This window comes from Paraburkholderia caffeinitolerans, assembly GCF_902859945.1.
Classification (GTDB): domain Bacteria; phylum Pseudomonadota; class Gammaproteobacteria; order Burkholderiales; family Burkholderiaceae; genus Paraburkholderia; species Paraburkholderia caffeinitolerans.
This window is the reverse complement of sequence record NZ_CADIKL010000019.1, coordinates 95,847-110,571: the sequence shown is the minus strand read 5'-3', so window position 1 is coordinate 110,571 and position 14,725 is coordinate 95,847. Positions and strand designations below refer to the sequence as shown.

At 63.8% G+C, this 14,725-nt stretch carries 12 protein-coding genes; 3 read left to right on the top strand and 9 right to left on the bottom strand.

Annotated elements, in window-relative coordinates; translation table 11 throughout:
- Nucleotides 1–224: 224 nt before the first annotated feature.
- Entirely contained in the window at nucleotides 225–1,553 is a 1,329-nt protein-coding gene (locus HV773_RS19620) for an MFS transporter (protein ID WP_175196499.1), read from the bottom strand.
- 228 nt (nucleotides 1,554–1,781) lie between these two features.
- Nucleotides 1,782–2,957, bottom strand: a complete 1,176-nt coding sequence (locus HV773_RS19615) for a M20 aminoacylase family protein (RefSeq protein WP_175196498.1) — start codon at nucleotides 2,955–2,957, stop codon at nucleotides 1,782–1,784.
- Between the two features lie 121 nt (nucleotides 2,958–3,078).
- On the opposite strand from HV773_RS19615, the gene HV773_RS19610 reads away from it, so the two are divergent.
- The gene (locus HV773_RS19610) at nucleotides 3,079–4,029 is read left to right on the top strand and encodes a LysR substrate-binding domain-containing protein (RefSeq protein WP_175196497.1); all 951 of its coding nucleotides are present in this window, start codon (nucleotides 3,079–3,081) and stop codon (nucleotides 4,027–4,029) included.
- 32 nt (nucleotides 4,030–4,061) lie between these two features.
- Here the strand turns inward: HV773_RS19610 and bamA are convergent, their stop codons facing one another.
- The 3 genes from bamA to HV773_RS19595 all read right to left on the bottom strand — a co-directional run bounded on the left by bamA (nucleotide 4,062) and on the right by HV773_RS19595 (nucleotide 7,979).
- Nucleotides 4,062–6,374 (bottom strand): outer membrane protein assembly factor BamA, encoded by a 2,313-nt coding sequence (gene bamA / locus HV773_RS19605; RefSeq protein WP_175196495.1) that lies wholly within the window; start codon nucleotides 6,372–6,374, stop codon nucleotides 4,062–4,064.
- 125 nt (nucleotides 6,375–6,499) lie between these two features.
- A complete protein-coding gene (locus tag HV773_RS19600; protein ID WP_175196493.1) occupies nucleotides 6,500–6,898 on the bottom strand; it encodes a hypothetical protein in 399 nt (132 codons plus the stop codon).
- A gap of 322 nt (nucleotides 6,899–7,220) precedes the next feature.
- Nucleotides 7,221–7,979, bottom strand: coding sequence for a hypothetical protein (locus HV773_RS19595; protein WP_175196491.1), 759 nt, complete (start codon nucleotides 7,977–7,979; stop codon nucleotides 7,221–7,223).
- Nucleotides 7,980–8,038: 59 nt separating this feature from the next.
- Between HV773_RS19595 and HV773_RS19590 the strand changes: the two genes are divergently transcribed.
- Nucleotides 8,039–9,139, top strand: a complete 1,101-nt coding sequence (locus HV773_RS19590; protein ID WP_175196488.1) for a phytoene/squalene synthase family protein — start codon at nucleotides 8,039–8,041, stop codon at nucleotides 9,137–9,139.
- A gap of 54 nt (nucleotides 9,140–9,193) precedes the next feature.
- Here the strand turns inward: HV773_RS19590 and mmsB are convergent, their stop codons facing one another.
- Both mmsB and HV773_RS19580 read right to left on the bottom strand, forming a co-directional pair.
- Complete coding sequence (gene mmsB / locus HV773_RS19585; protein ID WP_175196486.1) at nucleotides 9,194–10,084, bottom strand: 3-hydroxyisobutyrate dehydrogenase; 891 nt, start codon at nucleotides 10,082–10,084, stop codon at nucleotides 9,194–9,196.
- Nucleotides 10,085–10,125: 41 nt separating this feature from the next.
- Nucleotides 10,126–11,652, bottom strand: a complete 1,527-nt coding sequence (locus HV773_RS19580; RefSeq protein WP_175196484.1) for a CoA-acylating methylmalonate-semialdehyde dehydrogenase — start codon at nucleotides 11,650–11,652, stop codon at nucleotides 10,126–10,128.
- Nucleotides 11,653–11,904: 252 nt separating this feature from the next.
- On the opposite strand from HV773_RS19580, the gene HV773_RS19575 reads away from it, so the two are divergent.
- Nucleotides 11,905–12,858: a LysR family transcriptional regulator gene (locus HV773_RS19575; protein WP_175196482.1), complete on the top strand. Its 954-nt coding sequence runs from the start codon at nucleotides 11,905–11,907 to the stop codon at nucleotides 12,856–12,858.
- 121 nt (nucleotides 12,859–12,979) lie between these two features.
- Here HV773_RS19575 and HV773_RS19570 read toward each other — a convergent pair whose 3' ends face one another.
- Both HV773_RS19570 and HV773_RS19565 read right to left on the bottom strand, forming a co-directional pair.
- Nucleotides 12,980–13,390, bottom strand: coding sequence for a BON domain-containing protein (locus HV773_RS19570; RefSeq protein ID WP_175196480.1), 411 nt, complete (start codon nucleotides 13,388–13,390; stop codon nucleotides 12,980–12,982).
- Nucleotides 13,391–13,801: 411 nt separating this feature from the next.
- A complete protein-coding gene (locus HV773_RS19565; RefSeq protein WP_175196478.1) occupies nucleotides 13,802–14,683 on the bottom strand; it encodes a LysR substrate-binding domain-containing protein in 882 nt (293 codons plus the stop codon).
- Nucleotides 14,684–14,725: the final 42 nt, after the last annotated feature.

Genomic DNA, 14,725 nt, shown 5'->3' with positions numbered 1-14,725 from the left:
CGGAATCTTACTGTGTTTCCCTTTTGGACAGAGTCGAGTTTGTCTGCAAACGACAGGTGTTTGCCGGCAATCAAAATTGACTATTTATTGCGAAATAATTGAGCGAATTGTTACGTTAATAGCAACAAATCAAGAAAAGCCGGAATACGAACCTTTACAGCGGCTCTAGCGATGCCCAGGCGGCCCCGCCCGCCTCACTTGCGCCTTTCGAGCCGCTGGAGCGCTCAGTCGAGTGGCCGGCCCGCCGGTTCGCGGATCAGCGGCAAGGCCAGCAGCGAAACGAGTCCGCAACCGATCAGATACCAGGCCGGCGCGAGCGGGTTATCGAGCAGCTTGATGAGCCAGGTCGCGAAGAACTGTGCGAAGCCGCCGAAGATCGAAACGCCCACACAATAAACGATGGACATGCCCGTCACGCGAATCGACTGCGGGAACAGCTCCGGCAGCATGACGATATTGGGCACCGCGGTGAACGCGACGAGCGCGCCCAGCACCGCCACGACGGCGAGCACCGTTGGCACCGTGGGCATGGCGTGGATCATCATGAAGGCCGGATAGATCACCGCAACCAGCAGCACGCGCGAATAGCCGAACACCCGCTTGCGACCGAAGCGATCGGACAAAATGCCGGCGAACGGCGAGCACGCAGCCGTGACGAGCGCAGCCACCAGCGCCGCGCTCATGCCCACCGACATCGGCAGACCGAGGATCTTGATCGCATAGGTGGACATGTAGAACAGCACGATATAGTTCGCCGCCGTGCCGCCGATGGTCGTCACGACACCCGCGACGAGCGCCGCGCGATGTTTCGAGAAGATCTCTCGCAGCGGGCGCGCCGCTTCGGTCACGGGTGCGGCCATGTCCACGTCTTCGGCGTGCTCGAGGGTTTCATCGAGATGGCGGCGGATATAGACCCCCACCGGCACGACCAGCATGCCGATCACGAACGGCACGCGCCAGCCCCAGCTCTGGAGCGCCTCGGGCGAGAGCGTCGACGACAGCGCCACGCCGAGCAGCGCGCCGGCCACCACGTTGAGCCCCTGGCTCACGAACTGCCAGCTGCCGTAGAAACCGCGCGTGCGGTCGTCGGCGTATTCGAGCAGCATCGTGGTCGAGGCGCCCACCTCGCCGCCCACCGCGAAGCCCTGCACGAGGCGCGCGAGCACGATCAGCGCAGGCGCCGCAAGACCGATCTGCGCATAAGTGGGCGCGAACGCGATCATCGCCGAGCCCAGCGCCATGAGCCAGAGTGTGAGCGTCATGGCCGCCTTGCGGCCCGCGCGGTCGGCGAACGCGCCGATCAGCACGCCGCCCAGCGGCCGCACGATGAAGCCCACGCCGAAGCTGCCCACGGCCAGCAGCAACTGATTCAGCGCGCCGTGCACCGGAAAGAACAGCGTGCCAATGGTCGTCGCAAAAAAGCTGTAGACCGTGAAGTCGAAAAACTCCAGGCCGTTGCCGAGCGTGATCGCAGCGATGGCCTTCGCACGCGAGGCGCGCGTGTGCCCGTGCGCGTCGGCATTCGGCTGCGAGTTCAGTGAAGTGGCGTTCATCTTGGGTCTCCTGTCGACCAGAGTTAGTGCTTTAGCACTTACTCTGGTCCCATGCTTCGCGGTCGACGGGACTTGGCGCTTTAGCTGTCGGCCGGAGTTAGTGCTTCAGCACTTACTCCGGGCCCATGCAGAGCACTTAGTCCCGCCCCATGCAAAGCTCATGTCTTCGTATCTAGATCAAATGCGTTGATCGAACGCGCTTTAGTGCACGTTGGGCGATGGCCCGGCTCAGGTGCGCAGGAAGCGCTCGGCGAGCTTCACCCAGTACGCAGCGCCAGTGGCAAGGCAGTCGTCGTTGAAATCGTAGCCGGGGTTATGCACCATGCAGCCGCCTTCGCCGTCGCCATTGCCGATGATCAAATAGCTGCCCGCGCATTGCTCGAGCAGGAACGAAAAATCCTCGCTGCCCGTGAGCGGCGGAAGATCGTCGATCAAGCCATCCTCGCCCAGCCAGTCGCGCGCGACGTCTTGCGCCAATGTCGTCATTGCCACGTCGTTCACGAGCACCGGGTAGCGACGCTGGTAATCGATGCGCGCCGTGGCGCCATAGGCGCTCGCCTGTGCGTGCACGAGCGTCGTGATGCGCTCTTCGAGCAGGTCGCGCACCTCGGGGCGCAGCGCGCGCACCGAGAGCCGCATCTGCGCGGTCTGCGGAATCACGTTGGGCGCCTCGCCCGCGTGAATCGCGCCCACCGTGACGATCGCCATGTCGAGCGGCGATACGTTGCGCGACACGATGGTTTGCAATGCGAGCACCACGTTCGCGCACACCACCACGGGGTCGATGGCCTTGTGCGGCACCGCGCCATGGCCGCCGCGCCCGTCGATGTCGATGATCACCGTGTCCGACGACGCCATGAACGGCCCCGGGCGGAAGCCCAGCTTGCCGGTGGGAAAGCCGGGCATGTTGTGCATCGCAAAAACCGCGTCGCAGGGGAAGCGCTCGAACAGACCCTCGTCGAGCATCCGCTTCGCGCCGCCGAGCCCTTCTTCGGCAGGCTGGAAAATGAGGTGCAGCGTGCCGTCGAACGAACGCGACTGCGCGAGGTGCCGCGCCGCTGCGAGCAGCATGGCCGTGTGACCGTCGTGGCCGCACGCGTGCATCTTGCCGGGCACGCGGCTCTCATAATCGAGCCCCGTGTTTTCCTGGATGGGCAGCGCGTCCATGTCGGCGCGCAGGCCGAGGCGCTGCTTGCCGGTCCCCACTTTCAGCGTGCCCACGACGCCGGTGCCGCCCAGCCCGCGATGTACTTCGTAACCCCATTCAGCGAGCCGCTCGGCCACTAGATCGCTCGTGACGAACTCCTCGAAGCCGAGTTCCGGGTGCGCGTGAATCGCGTGGCGCAACGCAATCATTTCTGCTTCGATTTCCGCGATTGCCGGGGGGATCGCCATGGTGTTCATCCGTGTCTCCTGTGTCCAAGCCATTGATTGCATGACGTCTCAGGATAATCACCTCGCTTTTCCGCGGACAGTCCTAGAATGGTTAGCCTGCCAACCGCAGGTTTCCTCCCGGGTTTTCCCTATGAAATTCCACCAGTTCAAGGCGCTCGTGGCCATGGCCGACGCCGGCAGCATCCGCGCGGCGGCGCGCGCGCTGGGCATCTCGCCCGCGGCGGCCACCAAGGCCGTGCGCGAGTTGGAGGCCGAGCAGCAGATCGCACTCGTGACGCGCAATGCGAACGGCATTGCCTTCACCGAAGCCGGCCAGGCGCTGCTCGTGCATGCGCGGGCCATCGTGCACCAGATGTCGCGCGCCCAGGACGAGCTCGACGCGCGGCGCGGGCGCGCCGGCGGCAAGCTCTCGATTGGCGTGACGCCCTGGCTCGCGCTCTCGTTCCTACCCGACGCCGTGACGCTGTTTCGCGCGCGCATGCCCGGGATGCAGCTGGAGTTTTATGAGGGACTGCTGAATATTGTCATGCCGCGCCTGCGCGACGGCACGCTCGACTTCTCGCTCGGCAAACCGGGCCCCGCTTCGCTGCACGCCGAATTCACGCAGACGCCGATCTTCGCCACCGAATCCGCTGTGGTCATGCGCCGTGGCCATCCGCTCGAACATGCGCAGTCGCTCAAGGACCTGCAGGATTGCGAATGGATTCTCAACTGGGACCCGGCGAGCAAGGAGATGGTCACCGACGATGTTTTCCGCCGCCACGGCCTGGCGCTGCCGCGCACGGTGCATCTCGCGCATTCGCTCGTAGTGGCCATGGGGCTCATCATGAACACCGACATGGCGAGCATCTTTCCCTGGCCGCTCGTGGAGACGCGCTTCGCGCGCGAGAACCTGCGCGCGCTCTCGCTTCAGGAGGAAGTCGACCGCACCGTGGTGAGCGTGGTTGCGCGACGCGGCGTGCCGCTCTCCGCCGCCGCCGAATGCTTTCTCGCTTGCCTCAAGGAGGCGATCCATGCGGGCGAGGCTTCGCAGGACCCGGAACGGCGGCGGCTCTATCACTCGCTAGAGCTGCTGATTTGAGACGAGTGGGCGAGTTGCCCCGCTGTATTCGCCTAGAACGAAGTCCCAATCTGGAACTGGAACTTCTGGTACTGATCGCCCGTATGCTTGACGATCGGGAAGCCGAGGTCGAGCTTGAGCGGGCCGATCGGCGAGATCCATTCGAGGCCCGCGCCGTAGCTGTAGCGCAGCCCGTTCGCGCCGACACTGTTGCCTTCGGAGCCCCAGACGTTACCGCCGTCCACGAACGTGAACACGCGCAGCGTGCGGTCGTAGCCCGTGCCCGGCAACGGAAAAGTCAGCTCGATATTGCCGACGAGCATTTTCGAGCCGCCGATCGGGTCGCCCGTGGTGGCGTCGCGCGGGCCAAGCGAGCCGGACTCGTAGCCCCGCACCGAGCCGATACCGCCCGCGTAGTAATTCTTGAAGATCGGATACGGCTTGCCGCCGAGACCGTTGCCGTAACCGCCCTGAAAGTTCAACCCGAGTACGAAGCCGCGCGCGAATGAGTAGTAGTACTGCATTTGTGCATCTGCCTTGTAGTACTCCGTGCCGATGGGGGTGCCGTACTCGGCGTTGGCCTGGGCGTAATAGCCGCGGCTCGGCACGAGAGCGCTGTCGCGGTTGTCGCGCGACCAGCCCACCGTAAGCGGCACCGTATTCGAGACGCGCCCGAATTCGTCGACATAGTCCTTGTACGTTTGCGGCGTGTTCGCATCGATGTCGAGGCGGTCCTGCTCGATGCCCAGACCGAAGTACACCATGTCAGTCTCGGAGAACGGAATGCCGAACTTCGTGTCCGCGCCGTACGAAATGATGCGAAAGCTCGTGTCGTTCGTGCTCGAATAGTAGAGCGGCTCGGTCGTGCGATAGTAGACGTCGGTGATGCGCTTGATGCCGTCGATCGTGAAATACGGGTCGATCTGCGTGACCGAGAGCGTGCGATAGGTCGTAGCCGTATTCACGTTCAGCGAAAGGCTGGTGCCGGAGCCAAACACGTTGTCCTGCGAAACGCCCGCCGAGATGATGGGCCCCTCGCCCGAGCCGTAGCCCACGCCCAGCGAGATCGTACCCGTGGGCTTCTCGGTCACCTTCACGTCCACATCCACTTCGTCCTGCGTGCCTTCCACCGGTACCGTCGCGACCTCGACGTCGGTGAAATAGCCGAGCCGGTTGATGCGGTCCTTCGAGAGCGCGAGCCGGCTGGAATCAAACCATGCGCTTTCGAGCTGGCGCATCTCGCGGCGGATCACCTCGTCGCGCGTGCGAGTGTTGCCCGTGATGTTCACATGACGCACGTACACGCGGCGTCCCGGATCGACTTGCAAGGTCAGGCTCACCGCATGATGGACCTGATCGATCTGCGGCTCGGCGTTGACGGACGCGAACGCATAACCGTACTCGCCGAGCTTGTCCACGAGCGCCTTGGTCGTATCCTTGAGCTTCTGCGCGGAAAAGCGCTGCCCCGCCTTCACCGTAATGAGCTTCTTGAGCTCCGCTTGCCGGTCGAGCAGATTACCCGCGAGACTCACGCCCGAGATCGTATACGGATCGCCCTCATGTATCGACACGGTCAGATACATGTCCTTCTTGTCGGGCGAGAGCGAAACCTGGGTGGAGTCGATATTGAACTCCAGGTAGCCGCGGTCGAGATAGTAGTTCCGTACGTTCTCCAGATCGCCAGTCAGCTTGTCTTTGGCGTACAGATCATTTTTCGTGTACCACGAGAACCAGTTCGGCGTGGAGAGCTGCATCTCGTCGAGCAGCGTGCCCTCGCTGAAGGTGTTGTTGCCGATGAAGTTGATCTGGCGAATCTTCGCGCTCGGTCCTTCGACCACCGAAAACAGCAGGCCTACGCGATTGCGGTCGATCGGCGTCACCGTGGTGGTGACTTCGGCGGCATAGTAGCCGCGCGTGAGGTATTGGCGCTTGAGCTCCTGCTCGGCCTTGTCGACGAGGGCCTTGTCGTAGACGAGCCCCGGCGAGAGTCCGACCGATTTGAGCGCCTTGGTGAGGTTGTCCTTGTCGAACTCGTGAATGCCCGCAAAATCGATGGTGCCGATGGCCGGCCGCTCCTGCACCTGCACGACGACCGTGGTGCCTTCGGTGGCAATACGCACGTCGCTGAAAAAGCCCGTGGCAAAGAGCGCGCGAATGGCGTCTGAGGCCTTGTCGTCGGTGAAGGTGTCGCCCTGCTTGATCGGCAAATACGCGAACACCGTCCCGGGCTCGATGCGCGCCAGCCCGTCGATGCGGATGTCCTGAACCACGAAGGGCTCGGTGGCGTGCGCGGTGGCGGCAGCGCCGAGACCGAAGCCAGCGAAAGTCAGCGCGCGAACGTAGCGCGTAGTGGATGAAACCGTCATGCGGGAGGTCGGAAAAAAGGCCAACGGAAACGACGCGCAGCCGTGCGCGGCGCGACAAGCGATCGCGGTAAGAAGCGTTCGCACTCTTAAGGGAAGCTGCGCGGGAAACCGCGCCCGGAGCGCAGCTATTGCATGTGCACCCGGCCCGGCCAACGCGGCCTGGCGAGACCCGTCGCGAGCGAGAGCACCTCGGTCATGCGCGCGGCCTGCGCCGGGTGCAGGCGAAACGAGAGCTCGGCGCCGCCGGGCAAGCGAAAGCTCACCACGAGATGCTCCACGGCGCCCGACTCTCGTCCGACTTCCCACGCCTCGCACGGCATCGTGAACTTGACGCTCGCGGCCTTGTGGCGGATGCGCTCGGAACGGCCAATCGCGTTGGAGAGCGCGGCCAGCAATTCGTGCATGACCGAACAGTGCAAGGCGACGCTGTCCGGCTCATTGCCGTTGACCATCAGATACTGCCCGTCCGCGCTCAACTCGAAGCCGCGCAGCGAATCGATGGCAAGTGACGTAGACGTGGACATGTGCGGCACTCCGTGGCGAAAAGCATCGGCGGAGTCTAGTCGGCGCGGCGAGGAGTCCAATTACCCAGGTGTTACGTGGATTACTTTCATCAATATTGCCGCGCATGCCAGGCGCATTGGCCCGCGCGGTCGAAAGGGCCTGCATCGCGCGGCTGCGCGCCTTTCAGTTGCCTGTACCGGCTCGTTTGCCATGGCGGCTCACGAAACATGCGGTAAGCACACCGGTTACCAAACCTGACCGCAAGCAAACAAACGGATGAACAAGGGGGCACACGCCCGCTTCGGTTCGAAAGCTTCCAGTCGATTAACTGTGCACATTGCCTCAACGTGGGCGATCGACTGCAGGCAAATGCGCGTAAAACACGCTCAACGGAGCCTGAACGGCGACCGCGTGCAGTGCAAAGCACCGGCTGATCGCGGAGACATCGCGGGTTTTGGCGAGCCGCGCGAGCAAGGCCTGCGCAGCGTCGTGGCGCAACTGGCCGCGCCGGTCGAGAAATTGTCCCCACAGAGAAAGTGCGCGCGGCCGGTCTACCGCCTGCGATGTCGCAAGATAAGCGGGAGGAAAAAGGCGTTGGTACGCCGGAAGGTTGTAGAGCCACGAGGTGCCGTGTACGAGCGGGTCACCGCCACCCGCGTGCGCACGGACATGCTCGACGAGCCGGCGCAATTCGGCCCGCCTGCGCGGCGCCTCGCGCGTATCGAGCGGCGAGACGGCCGCATTGGCCCCCTCGCCCGCGCCGCGCGGATCGAAATGCAGCCGCACGCCACCATGCGGGTCCCGCGCCCAGCCAAAGCAGCCGAACGTGGCAACCAAGGGCGGCGCGGCGAGGTGCGCCGGACAATCCGCATAGAAAGCCCACGTCCAGTCGCTCAACCCGCGCAAGTCCGCGCAGGCACGCACGCCCTGCACATAGGCGGCCCATAGCGGATGAGCGGCATCGAATGCGCGCCCTGCCCCGAAACGGACATAAAGATTCGTATAGTCGATGAGCGCCGCTTCCAGTGGCATGCCCGCAATGCGCGCCGCACCCTCGGCAAAGCGGACCTGCAAGTCGAAGAACGCACGATCGGGTCTCACCGATCCCCCTTTTCTCGTCCACGCTACAATGCGGCTGCCGTTTCACTGCCCCCACCGACATGCAGAATTCTAATCGGGCTTTCCTGCTCGGTCCGTTGCTCAAAGGCGTTTCCCGCTCGTTCTACCTCACCATGCGCGTGCTGCCCGCCGGGATGCGCGACCCCGTGGGCGAGGCCTACCTGCTCGCGCGCGCCGCCGACACCATCGCCGACACCTCGCTGATCCCGCCGCCCCAGCGCCTCGCGCTGCTGCTCGCGCTGCGCGAGCGCGTCAACGACACAACGGCGGGCATCACTGCGGGCACGGCTTCCGGCGCGGCGCACGACGACGCCCTGCAACGCATCGCCGGCGAAGTCGCGGGCCAGCAAACGCAATCGGACGAAAAACTGCTGCTCGAATCGCTCGACGGCGCGCTCGACGTGCTGGCTCAACTCGACGAAGCCGACCGCACGGCTGTGCGCGAGATCGTCACGACGCTCACCGAAGGCATGGAGTTCGATCTGAACACCTTCCCCGACGAACGCTCGGGCAAGGTCGCCGCGCTCGGCACATGGGACGCGCTCGACCGCTACACGTATCTCGTGGCGGGCTGCGTGGGCGAGTTCTGGACCAAGATGACCTATATGCATCTGCCCGGCACGCTCGACCCCGCGCTGCGCGAGACGATGTACCAGCGCGGCGTGCGCTTCGGCAAGGCGCTGCAAATGGTCAACGTGCTGCGCGATTGCGGCAAGGACCTGCGCATCGGCCGCTGCTACCTGCCCGCGACCATGCTCGCGCAAGCCGGCCTCTCGCCCGAGGATCTGCTCCATCCCGGCACCTCGGCGCGCGCCAGGCCGCTGATGTTCGGGCTCGTGCGCATTACCCTCGATCATTTCCGCGCAGCCATCGACTACACGTTTGCGTTGCCGCGCCTATCCGTGCGTTTGCGGCTCGCGTGCCTGTGGCCGATCCTCATCGGCCTCGAAACGCTGGAGCGGCTGGTCGGCAACGACGACTGGCTCGATCCCGCGCGCCCCTCCAAAGTCACGCGCAACGACGTCTATCGCATGCTCGCGTGCTCGACGCTCGCAGCGCCTTCCAATGCGCTGCTCAACCGATGGTTCAAGCGCTTGCTTGCACGCATCGAGGCGCGCATGGCCGCCATCGAGAAGGCGTAAAAAAACGGCGCGTGCCGTTAAAAGCACGCGCCGGACACAACACTGCGAACCGCGTCAGCTCTTCTCGCCGCGATACAGCTTGATGATGGCCGAGAAGTCGAGCTTGCCGTCGCCGCGGCTGCTCATCGCCTGGTAGAGCTGCTGCGCGAGCGCGCCCATATAGGCGGGCTGATGGACGCTCTTCGCGGCATCGGTCGCGAGGCCCATGTCCTTGAGCATCAGGTCCGTGCCAAAGCCACCCGTGTAGCCGCGCGACGAAGGCGCCGTTTCGATCACGCCCGGGAACGGGTTATACGTGTCCGAACTCCAGCAGCGGCCCGTCGACGTATTCATGATGCCGCCCAGCACCTTCGAGTCGATGCCGAGCGCCTCGCCCAGCGCCATGGCCTCGGCCACGCCCGCCATGGTCACGCCGAGCACGAGGTTGTTGCAGATCTTCGCCACCTGCCCCGTGCCGGTCTCGCCGCAATGGACGATGTTCTTGCCCATCCCCGAGAGCACCGGCTTCACGCTTTCATAGAGCGCAGCGCTGCCGCCCACCATGAACGTGAGCGTGCCCGCCGCCGCGCCGCCCGTGCCGCCCGACACCGGCGCATCCACGAATGCATTGCCATTGTTCGCGGCAAGCGCGCCGAATTCCTTCGCGCTCGCCGGGTCGATGGTGCTCGAATCGATGATCGTCACGCCCTTCGCGATGCCCGCCAGCACGCCGTCCTCGGCGGTGAGCACGGTGCGCACGTGCGCTGCGGCGGGCAGCATCGTGACGACCCATTCGGCGCCCGCGGCGGCCGCCTTGGGCGAGGCGGCTTTCGTTGCGCCCGCGTCGGCGAGGGTTTGCATCGCCTCGGCGCTCAGATCGAACACCGTGAGCGCGTGCCCCGCCTTGAGCAGGTTGAGCGCCATCGGCGCCCCCATGTGGCCCAGCCCGACGAAACCGATTTTCATGAGCGATTCTCCCTTGATGATTAATCAGGCACGGCGGCGCTTCAGTGCAGGTTGATCGTCGTGTTCACGCCGGTGTTGAGGGTGGCGTCGTCGAACCAGCGCGCCGTCACGGTCTTGGTCTGCGTATAGAACTGCACGACCTGCTTGCCGTACGGGCCGAGATCGCCGAGCTTCGAGCCGCGCGAACCCGTGAAGCTGAAATACGGCACCGGCACCGGAATCGGAATATTGATGCCCACCTGGCCAATGTCGATTTCACTCTGGAACTTGCGCGCCGCCGCGCCGCTTTGCGTGAACAGCCCCACACCGTTGCCGAATGGATTCGCGTTGATGATGGCGATAGCCTCGTCGAGCGTGTTCGCCGTCAGCACCACGAGCACCGGACCGAAGATCTCGTTCGTGTAGATATCCATATCGGTTTTCACGTTGGTGAACACCGTCGGGCCGACGAAGTTGCCGTTCTCGTAGCCGGACACCTTCACGTCGCGGCCATCGAGCGCGAGCGTGGCGCCCTGCTTCACGCCAGACTCGATCAGGCCCAGAATGCGGGCCTTCGCGGCGCGCGAGACAACCGGGCCAACATCGGTCTTCGGCTCATTGCCGGCATTGACCTTCAGCGTCTTCGCCTTTTCGACGAGCTCGGGCACCCACTGCTGAGCCTCGCCCACGAGCACGACCACCGAGGTCGCCATGCAACGCTGGCCCGCTGCACCGAACGCCGCGCCAAGGAGCGCGTTGAGCGCCTGCTCGCGGTTGGCGTCGGGCAGCACGACCGCGTGATTCTTCGCGCCCATCATCGACTGCACGCGCTTGCCGTGCTCGCTGCCGAGGCGATAGACATGCGTGCCCACCGCCGTCGAGCCCACGAACGAAATCGCCTTGACGAGCGGATGCGTGCAGATCGCATCGACGACTTCCTTGCCGCCGTGCACCACATTGAGCACACCCTTGGGGATGCCCGCCTGCACGGCCAGTTCGACGAGCTGCATCGTGGAGAGCGGATCCTGCTCGGACGGTTTGAGCACGAAGGTATTGCCGCAGACGATTGCCATCGGGAACATCCATAGCGGAATCATCGCGGGGAAATTGAACGGCGTGATGCCCGCGCATACGCCGAGCGGCTGCTGCAACGTATAAGTATCGACGCCGCCCGCGACGTTCTCCGCGAACGCGCCTTGTTGCAACGTGCCGATCGAGCATGCGTGCTCGACCACCTCGAGGCCGCGGAAGATGTCGCCCTCGGCATCAGGCAGCGTCTTGCCCTGCTCCGCCGTGAGCGTCTGCGCAATGCGCGACATGTTCTCGCGAATCAGCGCCTGCAGCTTGAGCACGATGCGCACGCGCGTGCCGATCGGCGTGTTCTTCCACGTCGCGAACGCGGCATGCGCGCTCTTGACCGCCTTGTCGACTTCCTCGACGGTCGCAAACGGCACGCGCGCCAGCACCTCCTGGGTGGCCGGATTGACGATGTCGCGCCATTCGGTGGTTTTCGATTCGACGAACTCGCCGTCGATCAACAGCTTGACGGTCGAGACTTGAGCGTTGGATGCCTGGGTGACTGCGTTCATCTTGAACTCTCTGTGTAAAGTCTGAACGGGCCGGCCTGAGCCGGATAGACAGGACTACGATCTAATGGCGGGATGCGTCGGTCATGGCGCGAGCGCGTCGGGAGCGTGCAAACGAAGGCGTCTTGGCGGCGTGCTGATCTGCATCGTGCGTCTCCATCCTTACTTATTGTAGGCGGGCGCTTATGAAGCGGCCTCTAACCGAGTATAGTTATTCGAATATCCACGGTGTAGAGACGAAAAAGCCCATCCGATATGCAAAAAAGCACAATGAGGCCGATGGAGACGCTGAACTGGGACGATTTGCGCTATTTCCTGGAGGTGGCGCGCACGCAGCGCGCCAGCGGCGCGGCCAAGCGCCTGGGCGTCGACCACACCACGGTCGCACGTCGCGTACGCGAACTGGAGGCGGCGCTGGGCACGGTGCTGTTCGACAAATCGCGGGCGGGCGGCTTTGTGCTGACGGCCGAAGGCCTGCGCCTGCTGGCCTATGCAGACACCATCGAAAGCACGGTCCAGTCGGCGAGCGAGCAATTCGCGCTCGGCGCGCAATCGCTTTCCGGCCACGTACGGGTGGGATCAACCGAGGGGTTCGGCTGCTTCTTTCTTGCTCCCCAACTGGCGCGCTTCACCGGCAAGCATCCCGACATGTCGATCGATCTGCTGCCGGTTCCGCATTTCGTGAGCCTCTCGAAGCGCGAAGCCGATCTGGCGATCATGCTCGAGCGCCCCGAACGCGGCCAGTACGTCTCTACGAAGCTGTGCGACTACCGCTTGCGTTTGTATGGAACACCCGACTATCTCGAGCGGCACGCCCCCATCCGGACGGCGGCTGACCTGCGCCATCATGCGTTCATCAGTTATGTCGCGGATCTTGCGTTTAGCCACGAGCTGCTCTACCTCGAACGCACCGTGCCGAACGTCACGGCAAGCCTGTGCAGCACGAGCGTGATCGCGCAGTATCATGCCGCGCTGCAAGGCAGCGCGCTCGCCATCCTGCCCTGCTTCATGGCCGAGCCCGACCCGCGGCTCGTGGCGATCCTGCCCGACGAAATCGTCGTAACACGGCGTTTCTGGCTGTGCAGCCGCGAAGATCTGCGCAAGCTGCGACGCATCACGGCGCTGTGGGATTATTTGCGTGCGGCTGCCGACGCGAACCAGGCGCTGCTGATGGGCGAGTCGCCGAAGATGCACTACATCGAGCCCTGACTGCACCAGCGGCGTCTATGAAAAAGCCGTGCATGCAGTCCATTTCACGGACTGCATGCACGGCTTCAGAGTGAACCCGAATGCATCCGGAACGGATGCCATTCAGTTACGGTTCAATCGATCAGGTCCCGACCGGACGGATCGTCAGTGCGTTCTTAACCGACGTCACGCCAGCAACGCCCTTCGCCACTTCCGTGGCGTGGTCGACCTGGGCCTGCTCCGGCACGGTGCCTTGCAGGACGATCGCGCCGTCCTTGGCTCGCACGGTGATGTTAGCCACGCTGATGTTCTTGTCCTTGGCGAGGGCTCCACGCACCTTGCGCGACAGCGCACGGTTGGCGGCCTTCGCCTTCTTGAGATCGGCCTTCGACTGCTTCACCTGAGCCTGAGCGGCGTCGGTCGGTGCAGCCGTCGGCGCGGCGGCCGCCGGGGCAGCCGCAGGCGCGCTTGCGGCAGTCTGCGCATACACGTGAAGCGAAGCGGCGACCAGCATCGTGCCGGCTGCCAGTTTGAACGCCTGAATAGCCTTCATGCAGTTTCTCCTGTTGTCACAGCTTTTTTGATGGCCCTCGATGGACCGTTGCACTACATACCATTCACTACCAGTAAATAGCCGCTGCCAATGCGGCTGACTCCCCTTTGATTTCCAGTTGAGTCCGCCACGAAGATCGCATTGGGAAGTAACGATACTCCATTTGCGTCAGACCTGATGCAAAACCTGCCATTGCCACCCGCTATTGCCACTCACTGTTGCCGTCATTTCAAATGCTATTGAATGGCATTTACAGCTAACTCTTTCCTTTCATGAATCGCCGATGCCGCTAATTCCACGTATGCGGCATTGCATGTCCTTATCGACGAGCAACGCATATCAATAGAGTGCCGTTGACAGGCACGGACACAGGTTTTACCCGCATTTACTCATGAAAAAAAATAGCATGTGTCAATTAACAAGCTGGGCTTTCACCCAGCGATAGAACTGCTGGATCGCCGCTTCGCGCGGATGGCCCTCGCGCCACGTGAAGTAATAGTCTAGCGACGCGGGAATGCGCACCTGTCCCAGTTGCACCAGTTCGCCACGATCGATAAAGCCGCGCGCGAGTTGCAACCGCGCCGTGGCGGCGCCTTGTCCGGCCACCGTGGCCTGCAGCAGGAGGCCCGCGTCATCGAATACCGGCCCGCGTTCCGGCTCGTCGCCCGCCACGCCTGCCGCTTCGAAGAAGTCGCGCCACGAGCGGCGCGAGAAGCGCAGCAACGGCATGGTGGCGAGGTCTTCGATACGGAATGCCGGATAGCGCGCGAGCAACGCGGGGCTGCAGACGGCCACCACCTGATCGTCCAGCAGCTTGCGGAACTGGAAACCCGGCTCATCCACGCGCCGGTGCCAAATGCCGATATCGAATGGATAAGGATCGGGCGGGACGACGTCGGCATGCATGCGCAACGAGAGATCGACGTGGGGATGGCGGTCGTAGAAGTCGCCCAGACGCGGTATCAGCCAGACCGAAGCAAAATCGGACATCACGCTCAATTCGAGCCGCGTGACGCCGCTCACGCCCGGACGCGTGGCATCGAGCGCCTCGCGCAGCTCTTCAAGACTGCGCCGCACACGATCGGCAAGCTGCGCGCCGGCCGCTGTGGGAATCATGCGGCTGCCCACGCGGCGAAACAGCTCGACGCCGAGTTCGGCTTCAAGCGCGCGCAGATGATGGCTCACGGCGCTGTGCGTCAAATGCAATTCTTCGGCCGCACGGCTGAAACTACGCCGCCGCGCCGCGGCTTCCAGCGCGCGCAGGGCCTGCAAGGGAGGGAACGATCGGGACATGACGTCAAATTCTACTCACAATCGCGGCTGAAATCTCTCGCT